Origin of the sequence: Micromonospora sp. NPDC005194 (genome assembly GCF_040608335.1) — a bacterium.
GTDB lineage: Bacteria > Actinomycetota > Actinomycetes > Mycobacteriales > Micromonosporaceae > Micromonospora.
This window is the reverse complement of sequence record NZ_JBEXIA010000005.1, coordinates 212,081-224,549: the sequence shown is the minus strand read 5'-3', so window position 1 is coordinate 224,549 and position 12,469 is coordinate 212,081. Positions and strand designations below refer to the sequence as shown.

The following is a 12,469-nucleotide window of genomic DNA, read 5'->3' as shown; positions in this document are numbered from 1 at the left end:
TGACTGACCCGGCCCGGCGCGGCGGTCGTGAGTGACATCTTCCACTGCGCTCTGCCGTCACCGGGCCTGGCGGTGCGACGATCGCGACGGAACCCGGGGACCGCGCAGGCGGCCTCGAGGAAGGAGACAGTCATGACCGAGTCCACTCCCAACGAGGTGACCGCGCTGTACGGCGGACCGGCCACCCGTCGGGTCCGCACCCGCGACCTGATCGCCGCCAAGGAGCGTGGCGAGCGGTGGCCGATGCTCACCTCGTACGACCAGTACACGGCGGGGATCTTCGACCGGGCCGGCGTGCCGGTGCTGCTGGTCGGCGACTCGGCCGCGAACAACGTGTTCGGCTACGAGACCACCCTGCCGGTGACCGCCGACGACCTGCTTCCCCTGGTACAGGCCGTGGTGCGCTCGACCCAGCAGGCCCTCGTCGTCGGTGACCTGCCCTTCGGCTCGTACGAGGAGGGCCCCACCCAGGCGCTGCGCACCGCCGTCCGGTTCATGAAGGAGGGTGGCTGCCACGCGGTGAAGCTGGAGGGCGGCCGACGCTGCGCCGCGCAGATCGCCGCGATCGTCGGGGCCGGCATCCCGGTGATGGCGCACATCGGCTTCACCCCGCAGAGCGAGCACACCCTGGGCGGCTACCGCGTGCAGGGCCGGGGCGACACGGCCGACGAGGTGCTGGCCGACGCGCGGGCGGTGGCCGAGGCCGGCGCGTTCGCGGTGGTGCTGGAGATGGTGCCGGGTGAGGTGGCCAAGCAGATCACCCACGAACTGGCGATCCCCACGGTCGGCATCGGCGCCGGCCCGGACACCGACGCCCAGGTGCTGGTCTGGCAGGACATGGCCGGCCTGCGCACCGGCAAGGCGCCGCGCTTCGTGAAGCGCTACGCCGACCTGGCCGACGTCCTCACCGACGCCACCCGCCGCTTCGCCGACGAGGTCCGCGGCGGCGAGTTCCCGGCAGCCGAACACACCTTCTAGAGCGCTGCACGGGCCACGAGCCACGGACCACGGGCCGGGCCACGGACCACGGGCCGGGCCACGGGGCCACAGCCCTGCCGCTCCCACGCAGCTCCGGGCCGTGCCCAAACGAGGTGGGGCCGGCGGGAGCGGGCAGCGGGCAACACGCCCACACCGCCACGCAGATCGCGGGTTGTGACGGCCACAGGCTGCAGCCCCTGGACTCGGCCTGCGGCCCGTGTGTTGCGGCCCAGGGACTCGGCCTGCGGTCCGTGGCCCCGTGGTCCGTGGTCCGTGGCCCGTGGCCCGTGGCCCGGCGGCACGGTGTCTCGTTCGCTGGCTGGTCCCTCCGCTTTCAGTCTGAGCGCTGACAGATCATCGATCTTGGTCGCTGAAAGTGTCGTACAGGTGTTCTAGTCTCGGGTCATGGTGGAGGGGCTGGCGCAGGCAGAAGCCGCAATCCTGTCCTGCGCCGATTCGGCCACCTGGGCTCTGCCCGAGCAGGAACTGATCGCCGCGCTCGATGCCGCGCACCGCATCGAGCAGCGCCTCGCCGCCGTCAAGCTGGCGCTGATCCGAGAGTTCGACGGCCGGCGCGCGGCGACCGCGCAGGGCGCGTCCTCCACGGCGGTGTGGCTGCGCGAGCGCCTGCACCTCACCGTCCCCGCCGCCCGCCGCCTCGTCGACCTCGCCACCGCCCTCGACACCGGCAACCCCGGCATACGACAGGCACTGGCCGACGCCGACATCACGCTCGACCAGGCCCGGGTCATCGCCGACACCGTCACCACCGTCGAGGCCGCCGCCGGCAGCGCGGCGGCCGACAAGGCGGTCGGCTTGCTGGTCGAGTGGGCTGGGCAGTTCGACCCCACCCTGCTGCGCAAACTCGGCACCCGCATCGTCGACCACGTCGCCCCCGACATCGCCGACGCCGCCGCCCAGGCCGCTCTCGACGCCGAGGCCCGACGAGCCGCCCGCGACCGCCACCTCACCCTCTCCACCCTCACCGACGGCCGTCTGCGCCTCACCGGCACCCTCGACACCGAAACCGCCGGCCTGCTCCGCGCCGCCATCGACCCACTGACCGCGCCGTCCGGCCCCGACGACCAACGCTCCCCCGGCCAACGCCGCCACGACGCCCTCGCCGACCTGTGCCGACTCAGCCTGCGTACCGGCGAGCTACCCGAGCACGGCGGCGAGCCCGCGCAGATCGTCGTCACCACCAGCTACGACGGTCTCGGCCGGCAGCTCGGCGGAGGCACGTTGGACACCGGTTTCGAGCTCGCCCCGGAGACCGTGCGGCGCCTCGCCTGCGACGCCGCCATCCTCCCCGCCGTCCTCGGCAGCGCCGGCCAACCACTCGACGTCGGCCGGCAACGCCGCCTCATCACCGGCCCACTCCGACGCGCCCTCGTGCTCCGCGACCGCGGCTGCGCCTTCCCCGGCTGCGACCGCCCACCCCGCTGGTGCGACGCCCACCACATCCGACACTGGGCCGACGGCGGCGACACCAGCCTGCCCAACGCAGTGCTCCTCTGCGGCCACCACCACCGACACCTCCACCACAGCGACTGGACCGTCCAGTTGAGCGGCGACGGCCACCCCGAATTCATCCCACCGGCCTGGCTCGACCCCGAACAGGTCCCCCGCCGCAACCACTACCACCGGCGGACGTGACCACACCGAGACAGCCAATCACCCCAGTAGGGCCGTCGTTCAGCCTCGTTAGCTCGTGGTCAGATGCTGCGCGTGCGTGAGCCGACAAGGGGTGCCGCGGGGTGCAACCTGGCGGCGCATGGGCCGAGCCGCCCGGCCTCGGCGCGACCGGCATGGGCGGCTCGATCGGTAGCGACACCTGGCTCGATCGGTAGCGACACCTAGTTTTCGCGCACCTGGCGAGTGTCGGGCAGGTCGAGGTACGCCAGCAGCCGCAAGAGCCCGCTCACATGCGAAAGGTCGTGCCACAGCGACACGACGACCTCCGGATCATCTCGCTGTAGGAGGCTCGTCAGCTCTGCGAGGCGATCCTCAGCACCCCATCAGCATCGGTCACGCCGCATGGTCCCTCAGGGCGCTGTCATCTGACCAGCCGATTCAGAGCGACCGGGCAGACCCTGGCCGTCCGGCCAAGAGCCGTGCGCCCGACCGTCCCTACCCGGAGCGGACGTGCGCTCTCAGAGGTCGGTGACGCGGATGCCGGCGTGCGCCTTGTAGCGCTTGTTGATGGCGATCAGATTCGCGGTGAACGCCTCGATCTGGTGGGCGTTGCGCAGCCGGCCGGCGTAGATGCCGCGCATTCCGGGGATCCGGGCGGCGAGCGCCCCGACGATGTCGACGAGTTCCCGGTCTTCGGTGCAGATCAGCACGTCGAGGTCGATCCGGTCGACCTCGGGGTCGGCCAGCAGCGGGGCGCTGACATGGTTGAACGCGGCGCAGACGCGGGAGTCGGGCAACAGCGCGGCGGCCTGCTGGACGGCGCTGCCCTCGGCGACGGGGAGGGCGTACGGGCCCTGCTTGTCGAAGCCCAGCGGGTTGACGCAGTCGACGACGATCGTTCCGGCGAGCGGCTCGGCGAGGGCGGCGACGGTGGCGGCGTGCCCGTCCCACGGGACCGCGATGATCACGACGTCGCTGCGGCGAGCGACCTCGTCGTTGGCTGCGCCGGTGATGCGGACGTCGGCCGGCATCCGGGGCAGAGCGGCGATCTCGGCGGCGGACTCGGCGGCCCGCTCCGCCGATCGGGAGCCGATCAGCACCGTCTGCCCGGCCCGGGCGAGCCGGTAGGCGAGGCCACGGCCCTGGTCGCCGGTGCCGCCGATGATGCCGACCGTCAGCCCGGACACGTCGGGCAGCGTGCTCGCGTCGTATGCCATGGGCTCATCCTCGCAAACCGCCCGGTCCGTCAGCAGCGCGAGCCGCTGTGACAATCCCCGCTACCCGAGCGAACCACTCCCGAACGACACCGCTCAGGCCAGCTCGAACAGCACCGTGCGGGCCGCCGGGTCGGCGGTGACCAGGCGGACCCGGACCCGTTCGCCGAGCGGCAGCGCACCGAGGCAGCGGCCACGTACCGGTGGGGCGTCCAGGGCCACCGTTCCGCCGGGCGGGCGGGGCCGGGACTTGCCGTTGGGCGGGGCGTCGACGTCGAGCACCGCCGCGTCGAAGGTCTCCCCCACCCGGTGCTCCAACAGCACCGCCTCGGTGAGCTCGACGGCGCCGCGGCTGGCCGCCGAGGCGGTCCGGTCGGTGCTGGCCATCACCTCGGGCAGCCGGGGCAGCGCCGCGCGGGCCCAGTCGGGCACCTCGCGGCCCGCGTGCAGGGCCAGGCAGACCTCGGTGGCGTACCGGTCGGCGAGGCGCCGCAACGGCGCCGTGACATGGGCGTACGCGGCGGCCACCCCGCCGTGCTCCGGCTGCTCCGGCCGAGTGCCGTCGAAGGCGGTGTACGCGGCGCCGCGCATCAGCTCGGCCGCCTGGTCGATGAACGCGGCGGAACGCGGCTGCGCGGCGTCCAGGCCGGCGATCACCTCGCCGGGGCCCGCGCCGTCCGGCCAGTGCACGCCCAGCGGAGCGGCGGCCGCCCGCAGGCGTTGCACCGCCTCCGGCTTCGGTGCCGGCATCGTCCGCAGCAGGCCCACCCCGCCGGCGAGCATGATGTCGGCGGCGGCCATGCCGGTCAGCAACGAGATCTGCGCGTTGTGCTCCTCCATCGGCACCGGCCCGCGCAGCACCAGCCGCCAGCCGTCGCCGTCGGGCTCCACGTCCTGCTCGGGTAGCGGCAGGTTGATGGCGCCACGGCGCAGGCCGCGGGCCGTCAGCCGGTCGCCGATCTCGGGCAGCAGCGCGATCGGCTCGGGCAGTCGGCCTGCCTCGGCCGCCGCCTGCACCCCGGTGTAGTCGAGTTTCGCCCGGCTGCGCACCAGGGCGCGCTCCAGCTCGACGGCCACGGTGCCGCCGTCGGCGTCCAGGTCGATGGTCCACACCACGGCGGCGCGGTCGTCGTCGGGCAGCAGGCTGGCCGCGCCCTCGCTGAGCGTCAGCGGGTGCAGCGGCACGTTGCCGTCGGGCAGGTAGACCGTCTGCCCGCGCCGCCAGGTCTCCTCCTCGAGCGCGCCGCCCGGCTCGACGTGCGCCGCGACGTCCGCGATCGCGTACCGCACCCGGTAGCCGCCGCCTGGGCGGCGGGCGAGGTGCATCGCCTGGTCCAGGTCACGTGAGGTGGCCGGGTCGACCGTCACGAACGGTATGTCGGTGCGGTCGACGGACGGCCGGGGCGGCGCGGCAGCCGCCGCGTCGGCCTCCCGTTGGGCGGCCGCCGGGAAACCCTCGGGCAGGCCGAGTTCGCGGCGCAGCGCGCCGAAGTCGATGCGGGGCGCGAGTACGCGTCGGATGACCACGGGGTCAATCCTGACAGCGCCACCGGTGATCCGCTTCCGGTGACCGGCCGAGATCTCCGTGGGTGTCGAGCCGAGGCTGCCTGCGCTCAGCCGGTCGCCTTGCGGGCGGTGCTGCGCGTACCCCGTGGGGTGGTGGCTCGTGCGGCGACCGGGCGGGCGGGCGACTTGCGGGCGGTCACCGTGCGGGCTGGCGCCTTGGCCGCGGTGGTCTTCTTCGCCGGGGCCTTCTTCGCCGCCGCCTTGCGGGCGGTGATCGACGAGGTGCCGGTCGCCTTCGCGGCCGGGGCCTTCTTCGCCGGGGCGTTGCGGGCGCCGCCGCTCGGGCGGGTGGAAGCGGTCTTCTTCGCCGCCGTCTTCTTGGCGGGCGCCTTCTTCGCCGCCGTCTTCTTCGCCGGGGCCTTCTTGGCGGCCGTCTTCTTCGCCGGGGACGCCTTGGTCGCGACCTTGCGCGCGGGCGCCTTCGCGGCGGCGGTGGTCCTCTTCGCCGCCGACGCCGTGGTCTTCTTGGCGGCGCTTGTCGTCTTCTTCGCCGTACCCGTCGTCCTGCTCGCGGCGGTGGTGCTCTTGCGCGCCGGGGCCCGTTTCGCGGCGGTGGTCGTCTTGCGGGTGGCCGGCGAGGTCTTGGCCGGGGCCTTCTTCGCCGGGGCCTTCTTCGCCGCCGCGCTGGTCCTGGTCGCTGTCTTCTTCGCCGCAGCTGTCTTCTTCGCCGCAGCGGTCTTCTTCGCCGCAGCGGTCTTGGCGGCGGCGGTCGTGGTGGCGGCCGTCTTGGAGGGAGCGGCCTTCTTCGCCGGGGCCTTCTTCGCCGCCGTGGTGGTCTTCTTGGCCGGGGCACGCCCCGCGCCGCCGGCCGCCTTGCGGGCCGGCGCCTTCGCGGCGCCCGTGGTGGACTTGCGCACGGGGGTGGTCCGGCTCGCCGCCGTGTTGCGCTCCGCCGCGGCGGTCTTCTTCGCGGTGGTGCGTCGGGCGGCCGGACGGGTGGTGGCCTGCTGTGCTTCGGCCATCGTGGTTCCCTCCTCGGGGACGTGCTCTCGCGTGCGTCCTCGCGGAGCACGAACTACCGCGACGCGGGCCGTCCCGCGCCGTCTACCTGTCGTCCCCGGCCCAACGGGCGTCCTCGGCCTCCCACGCCTCGTTCCGCTCCTGCACTCGCTGCAGGGCGTTCTCCGCGTCGGCCGCCGAGTTGTACGGGCCGAGGACGTGCTTCGCCGGACACACGTCGGTGTCCGTCTCGACCCGGTGGTGCCGGGTGCACCAGTAGAACTGCCCATTACGTCCGCTGTCGCTCATGGGAATCACTGTGCACCGCGAACCGGCTGGCCGCCACCGGATCACACAAGTCGCCGAACCCTCTCCACAGTAGAGACGCATACCGCGCTCCGGGCGAAAACACCGAAAGAAGTGCAGGTGGGGGCACTAGGCGCGCGCGAACGCCGGTGACCGAACGGTCGATTCCCGCGTGCGGCGGTCCGGGGCAGGATTCGTGGCCGTGATCAACATGGCGACCGGCGCGGGGGCGTGCCCGGGATGCGGAACCACCACCGCATCGCTTCGGGACGCGGTGCCGTGGTGCCCCGGCTGTGAGTGGAACCTGGACGCCTACGACCCCCGGCGGCGCGAGCGCGAGTTCGGCTGGACCTGGGTCGACAGGTGGACCCACCGGTTGGCGTTCCAGGCGACCGGGCGGCAGTTCCGGCAGTTGGTTGGCCGCCCGCTCGGTGATGGCGGGTCGAACGGGGCACGGGTGCTGACCGCGGTGGTGTCCCTGCTGCTGGTCGCGGCCGTGCTCGCCCTCGCGGTCGTCGGCGGGTGGCTGATCGTGGCGTTCCCCTTTCCCAACCTGGCGATCCTGCTGGGCGTGGCGATGGTCGGCCTGGCGGTCGCTCTGCGGCCGCGCTTCGGCCGGGTCGACCCGGATCTGGAGGTGCTGTCCCGCGACCGGGCGCCGGAGCTGTTCGGGCTGATCGACGAGGTGGCCGCGGCGATCGGCGCGCCGACGCCGGACGTGGTCGGTGTCGACGGCGACATCAACGCGTACGCGAACGCGGTCGGGGTGCGACGCCGCAGGGTGCTGGGGCTCGGGCTGCCGTTGTGGGGCTCGCTTCCCGCCGGCGAACGGGTGGCGTTGCTCGGGCACGAACTCGGCCACTTCGTCAACGGCGACCCGCGTCGGGGTCTGCTCACCCAACCCGCGTTCACCATGCTCGCGTCGGCCGCCGACCTGTTCCGGCCGGTACGGACCACCATCGGCGCCGGCCTGGTGGAGATGGTGGGTGACGCGCTGGGCCGCGCGTTCCAGTGGGTGGTGTCCCGGGTGCTGTTCGGCGCGCACCTGGTGCTGGTGAGCGTGGCGCTGCGGGACAGCCAGCGCGCCGAGTACCTGGCCGACGACCTGGCCGCCCGCGTCGCCGGCACGACGGCCGCCACCGGCCTGCTCGACGCCCTGCTGGCCGGCGAGTCGATGGCGTTGGCGGTGCGCGTCCAGACGCGGGCGGGGCACGGCCCGGACCGCTGGCGATCGGCGTTCGCCGAGGCCCGGGCGGCGAGCAGCGACCGGCTGCCGCTGCTGCGCCAACTGTCGGTCCGCGACGAAGCCTCGCTCTTCGCCGCCCACCCGCCGATCGGGCTACGCCGCCGGATGCTCGCCGGACGCCCGTGGCAGGATCCGGCGGTGGTGCTCACCCCCGCCCGGATGGAGCGGATCGACGCCGAGCTGGCCGGGGAGTACGCGCGCTTTCGTCGTACCGTCGCCTGGTCGGGCTGAGCGCGGCGCGGCGCTGCCGGGACGGCGGCGGGCGCCCACGCGCGGCCTATGATCGCCCGATGGCGGTACCTGACTACATCGCGGGGATGCGCAAACACGTCGGCCACGACCTGCTGTGGCTGCCCAGCGTCAGCGCGGTGATCCGCAACGACGCCGGCGAGGTGCTGCTCGGCCAGCGCTCCGACGACGGACGGTGGTCGGTGATCAGCGGCTTCGTGGAGCCGGGCGAGCAGCCGGCCACCGCGCTCGTCCGGGAGGTACGGGAGGAGACGGGCCTGGACGTGACGCCGGTACGGCTGTCCAGTGCCGTCTCGCACCCGCACACCTACCCCAACGGGGACCACTGCGAATACCTGAACCTGGGCTTCGTCTGCCGGGTCGTGGCCGGCACCGCCCGGGTCAACGACGACGATTCGCTGGCCGTGCGGTGGTTCCCGCTCGATCGGCTGCCCGAGTTGGACAAGCACGCGCTGCTGGTCCTCGCCTACGCGCTGCGCGAGAACCCGTCAGCCGGCTACCTCCCGCCCGGCACGACCTGGGACGACGTCCCCGCCTGAGCCGCGTCCGTCAGGCCGCGACGCGCTCGACGGGCCCCACGCCGTGCACGGCGTGGAACGCCCGGGCGAACGCCTCGGCCGATCCGTAGCCGTAGCGCACGGCGACGTCGAGCAACGTCCGCTCCCCCGCCAGCACGTCCGCGCCGGCGACGGTGAGCCGACGCCGACGGATGTACTCCGACAGCGGCATGCCGGCCAGCGCGGAGAACAGCCGCCGGAAGTGGTACTCCGACGTCAGCGCGATCCGCGCCAGGTCGGCCACCTCGATCTGCTGGTCGAGGTGCCGCTCGATGTGCGCCATGGCCTCGTTGAGCCGCTCCAGCACCCGGACCTCCTTTCCCTTACGAGCAGCAACGCTAGGCGGCAGGGCAGGTGGCCCACCCGACATCCGATGCCCGCAACGGTCGGGTGGGCGGGGAGGCAGGGCTGGCAGCCGGCGGCGGCCACGGCTCAGCGGGGTGACTGCTGCATGATCCAGGTGGGCCTGGGCTCCGACAGCGACCCCACCACCTCCCAGCCGGCGCGGCGGTACAGCTCGACGTTGGCGGGGTTGCTGGTCTCCAGGATCGCCGGCAGGCCGTCGGCGGCGGCGCGGGCCAGCCCGGCCCGCATCACCGCGCGGCCCCAGCCGCGTCCGGCGCTGTCCGGGTGGGTGCCGAGGACACCGAGATACCAGAACGGGTACGTCGGCAGGGCCGCGTGCACGGCCTCGTCGTAGCCCTGGACGCGGGCCCACACGTCAGCCGGGTATCGAGCTTCCGCCGGCGATCCGTGCCCAGCCGCCGGGGATTCGGCCGGGGGCTCCCAGACGGCGACGGACGCACCCCCGCCGATCGTCCAGATCGACGACCGGTGCACCCGCCTGTCGAAGAGGTTCCCGAAGAAGGTGGCGGCGTAGCGCGGATAGGTCGCCTCGTCGGGGAACAGGTGCCGCAGGATGGGATCCTTGACGAACGCGGCGACCAGCGAGTCGACCACCGCGGAACGGTCTGCTGGCGTGGCGATGGAGATCACGGGCGCTGTCACAGCAGGCGACACTATCGCGTGCGGACGCCTTGACCCTGACACGGTGGCAGGACGAAGACTTGCCCCATGGACATCGACAACTACCGACAGCACTCCCCGTACAGCGACCCCGGCGGTTCGACGGCTACGACATCGATCCGACGGCAGGGCTCTTCGACTCGGCGGCGCGGGTCTGGTCGGCGTACCGGTCCGGGGCGATCGATCCCGACTCCTACGGCGTGAGCCCGGAACTGCCGATCCGCGGCCCGTGGTTCATCCATGACTACGTCCTGCACGAACTGGCCCATCGGCAAAGGACGAGTTGCTGCTCTGGGACGGCTTCGGCGCGATGACCGACGACCTCGCCGACGCCGACCTCACCCTCGTGGACGAGATCGCCGCGTTACTGCTCGCCGCCGACGACGGCGACGAGGCCGCCGAGAAGACACTCGCCGACCGGTACGCGACGGACGCCCGCCTACGCCCCGGCCCTGAGGTACGCAGGCGGCCGTCCTCCAGGACGCCGTTGCCATCGGCGTCGACGTCGACCCCGTGGGAGGGGCCGGGAGCCTCGCCGTCGAGCAACGCCCGGAACGGGATCGACCGTCCCGCCCCGGGGGCCAGCACGAGATGCGCGTCGCGGGCGTGGAACCGGAAGGCGATGCTGCCGCCGGCTTGATCGACCACGACGTGCTCCGACCCGATCGTCCACTCCCCGGCCAGGGCCCACTGGTTGAGGGCCAGGGCATCGGGGAGGTCGTAGGCGCGGCGTTCGTCGAGCGCGGGGCCGTTCGGCGACGCGAAGTGTTCGCCGCGACTGAACCCGAGGTACGTCTCGGGCGTCCGCAGGTTGCCCCAGTCGGCCTCCGCCTCCGGGCCGAGCCCGTTGACGGGTACGGGGTCGCGCTCGACGCCGAGCAGTTGCTGAAGCCGCCGCTCGGACTGCTCGTAGCGCCCCTCTCCGAAGTGCTCGTCGCGGATGACGCCATCGGTGTCGACGAAGTACAGCGCGGGCCAGTACTGGTTGGCGAAGGCACGCCAGATCGCGTAGTCGTTGTCGACCGCGACCGGGTAGTCGATCGAGCGCGCCGCGACCGCCCGGCGCACCCAGTCGACCTGATGCTCGAAGGTGAACTCCGGCGTGTGCACCCCGACGACGACGAGGCCGTCGTCGCGGTATGCCTGCGACCAGGCCCGGACGTACGGCTCCTGACGCAGCCAGTTGATGCAGGTCAGCGTCCAGAAGTTCACCAGGACGACGCGACCCCGCAGCTCGGCGGGGCCGAGCGGCTCGGAGTTGAGCCACTCGACCGCCCCGTTCAGCGGGGGCAGGTGCACCGCCATCTAGCGAAGCGACCGGAAGGCGGTGCGAAGCTCTTCGGAGAAGATTTTCGGCTGCTCCCAGGCCGCGAAGTGCCCGCCGACGTCGAGCTTGTTGAAGTAGATGAGGTTCGGGTACGCCTGCTCCGCCCAACTCTGCGGGGCCTCGTACAGCTCGTCGGGGAAGACGCTCACGGCCACCGGGACGTTGACGCCCTTGGCGGCGAAGAAGGAGAGCTTGTTCTCCGCGTACAGGCGGGCCGCCGAGATCGCGGTGTTCGTCAACCAGTAGAGCGAGATGTTGTCCAGGATGTCGTCGCGGGTCAGACCCGCCTGGGCGCCGTCGAAGACCTGCGCGATCAGGGCCAGACTCTTCGCGTCGTGGTCGAGCAGGAACGCCGCCAGGCCGACCGGAGAGTCCGCGAGCCCGGTCAGCGTCTGCGGACGCGTCGCCATCATCAGGGCGTACGCGACGTGCTTCCAGACGTAGTCCAGTTCGGTGGCCGCGCGCATCTCGTCGTCGGACAGACCCGAAGGCAGCGAACCCATGGCGTTGTTCGCGCCGGTGGTGTCGCCCTGGAACAGCAGGTCGATCTCGGGCGGCACCGCGCCGGCCATGTTGGTGTGGATGCCGAGCAGTTCCGGCGGCGCCTGCACGCCCATCTGGTCCACGATGACCGCGCCCCAGTCGCCGCCCTGGGCGACGAACCGCGAGTAGCCGAGGCGCGTCATCAGCTCGGTCCAGGCGGTCGCGATCTTCTGCGGGTTCCAGCCCAGCGCTGTCGGCTTGCCGGAGAAGCCGTGGCCGGGTAGCGACGGGATCACCACGTGGAAGGCGTCCGACGCGCTGCCGCCGTGTGCGGTGGGGTCGGTGAGCGGCTCGATGATCTTCAACTGCTCGATCACCGAACCGGGCCACCCGTGCGTGATGATGAGCGGAAGGGCGTCCTCGTGCTTCGAGCGCACGTGGATGAAGTGAATGTCCACCCCGTCGATGGTGGTCATGAACTGCGGTAGGGCGTTCAGCCGTGATTCGACCTTGCGCCAGTCGTACTCATTTTCCCAGTAACGGGCGAGGGCCTGGATCGTCGCGAGTGGCACGCCCTGCGACTGGTCGTCGACGATTTCCTTTTCCGGCCAACGGGTGGCCGCGATCCGTCGTTTCATGTCGTCCAGGTCCGCTTGCGGGATTTCCACCTGGACCGGGCGAATCTCCGTGGTGCCGGGACGTGTCTTCGTCTTGACCGCCATGCGTGCTTCCTCCCTGTCTGAGTTCGCGCCTCGCGAGGGGAATCATCGGGTGAGGGCATTGCCCGGACTTGTGCGCCAATGTCGAGAAGGGCACGCCACCGCCATATCTCGGAGCCTAGAACGCCGCACGCAGGCGCCGGGGCCATACGAGAAGTCACGGCCGCCGCAACGGAGTGCGCCCTCGCCGATCCGGGGCGTGACGGTCCGCTCGACGGCTTTGC

11 protein-coding genes and 1 pseudogene are annotated in these 12,469 nt (G+C 72.4%); 4 read left to right on the top strand and 8 right to left on the bottom strand.

Annotated features, from left to right (window positions below):
• Positions 1–132: 132 nt before the first annotated feature.
• Together panB and ABZU53_RS06615 are read left to right on the top strand one after the other, a co-directional pair.
• On the top strand, positions 133–978 hold the full coding sequence (gene panB, locus ABZU53_RS06620) for a 3-methyl-2-oxobutanoate hydroxymethyltransferase (RefSeq protein ID WP_355064322.1): 846 nt from the start codon (positions 133–135) through the stop codon (positions 976–978).
• 405 nt (positions 979–1,383) lie between these two features.
• Positions 1,384–2,634 (top strand): DUF222 domain-containing protein, encoded by a 1,251-nt coding sequence (locus tag ABZU53_RS06615; RefSeq protein WP_355064320.1) that lies wholly within the window; start codon positions 1,384–1,386, stop codon positions 2,632–2,634.
• A gap of 497 nt (positions 2,635–3,131) precedes the next feature.
• Here ABZU53_RS06615 and npdG read toward each other — a convergent pair whose 3' ends face one another.
• The 4 genes from npdG to ABZU53_RS06595 all read right to left on the bottom strand — a co-directional run bounded on the left by npdG (position 3,132) and on the right by ABZU53_RS06595 (position 6,641).
• Positions 3,132–3,830: an NADPH-dependent F420 reductase gene (gene npdG / locus ABZU53_RS06610; RefSeq protein WP_354856662.1), complete on the bottom strand. Its 699-nt coding sequence runs from the start codon at positions 3,828–3,830 to the stop codon at positions 3,132–3,134.
• 93 nt (positions 3,831–3,923) lie between these two features.
• Positions 3,924–5,354, bottom strand: coding sequence for an RNB domain-containing ribonuclease (locus ABZU53_RS06605; RefSeq protein WP_355064318.1), 1,431 nt, complete (start codon positions 5,352–5,354; stop codon positions 3,924–3,926).
• 86 nt (positions 5,355–5,440) lie between these two features.
• Positions 5,441–6,355 carry a histone gene (locus ABZU53_RS06600; RefSeq protein WP_355064316.1) on the bottom strand — a complete coding sequence of 305 codons (915 nt, stop codon included), beginning with the start codon at positions 6,353–6,355 and terminating at the stop codon, positions 5,441–5,443.
• 82 nt (positions 6,356–6,437) lie between these two features.
• Positions 6,438–6,641 carry a hypothetical protein gene (locus tag ABZU53_RS06595; protein ID WP_354856657.1) on the bottom strand — a complete coding sequence of 68 codons (204 nt, stop codon included), beginning with the start codon at positions 6,639–6,641 and terminating at the stop codon, positions 6,438–6,440.
• Positions 6,642–6,849: 208 nt separating this feature from the next.
• On the opposite strand from ABZU53_RS06595, the gene ABZU53_RS06590 reads away from it, so the two are divergent.
• Both ABZU53_RS06590 and ABZU53_RS06585 read left to right on the top strand, forming a co-directional pair.
• Positions 6,850–8,115 carry a M48 family metallopeptidase gene (locus ABZU53_RS06590; RefSeq protein WP_355064353.1) on the top strand — a complete coding sequence of 422 codons (1,266 nt, stop codon included), beginning with the start codon at positions 6,850–6,852 and terminating at the stop codon, positions 8,113–8,115.
• 59 nt (positions 8,116–8,174) lie between these two features.
• Positions 8,175–8,672, top strand: a complete 498-nt coding sequence (locus ABZU53_RS06585; RefSeq protein WP_355064314.1) for an NUDIX domain-containing protein — start codon at positions 8,175–8,177, stop codon at positions 8,670–8,672.
• 37 nt (positions 8,673–8,709) lie between these two features.
• Here the strand turns inward: ABZU53_RS06585 and ABZU53_RS06580 are convergent.
• The 4 genes and pseudogenes from ABZU53_RS06580 to ABZU53_RS06565 all read right to left on the bottom strand — a co-directional run.
• A pseudogene (locus tag ABZU53_RS06580) lies at positions 8,710–8,997 on the bottom strand (helix-turn-helix transcriptional regulator); the annotation flags it as partial.
• Positions 8,998–9,122: 125 nt separating this feature from the next.
• Positions 9,123–9,698: a GNAT family N-acetyltransferase gene (locus tag ABZU53_RS06575; protein WP_355064313.1), complete on the bottom strand. Its 576-nt coding sequence runs from the start codon at positions 9,696–9,698 to the stop codon at positions 9,123–9,125.
• A gap of 252 nt (positions 9,699–9,950) precedes the next feature.
• Positions 9,951–11,021: a redoxin family protein gene (locus ABZU53_RS06570; protein WP_355064311.1), complete on the bottom strand. Its 1,071-nt coding sequence runs from the start codon at positions 11,019–11,021 to the stop codon at positions 9,951–9,953.
• Positions 11,022–12,248 carry an epoxide hydrolase family protein gene (locus tag ABZU53_RS06565; RefSeq protein ID WP_355064309.1) on the bottom strand — a complete coding sequence of 409 codons (1,227 nt, stop codon included), beginning with the start codon at positions 12,246–12,248 and terminating at the stop codon, positions 11,022–11,024.
• Positions 12,249–12,469: the final 221 nt, after the last annotated feature.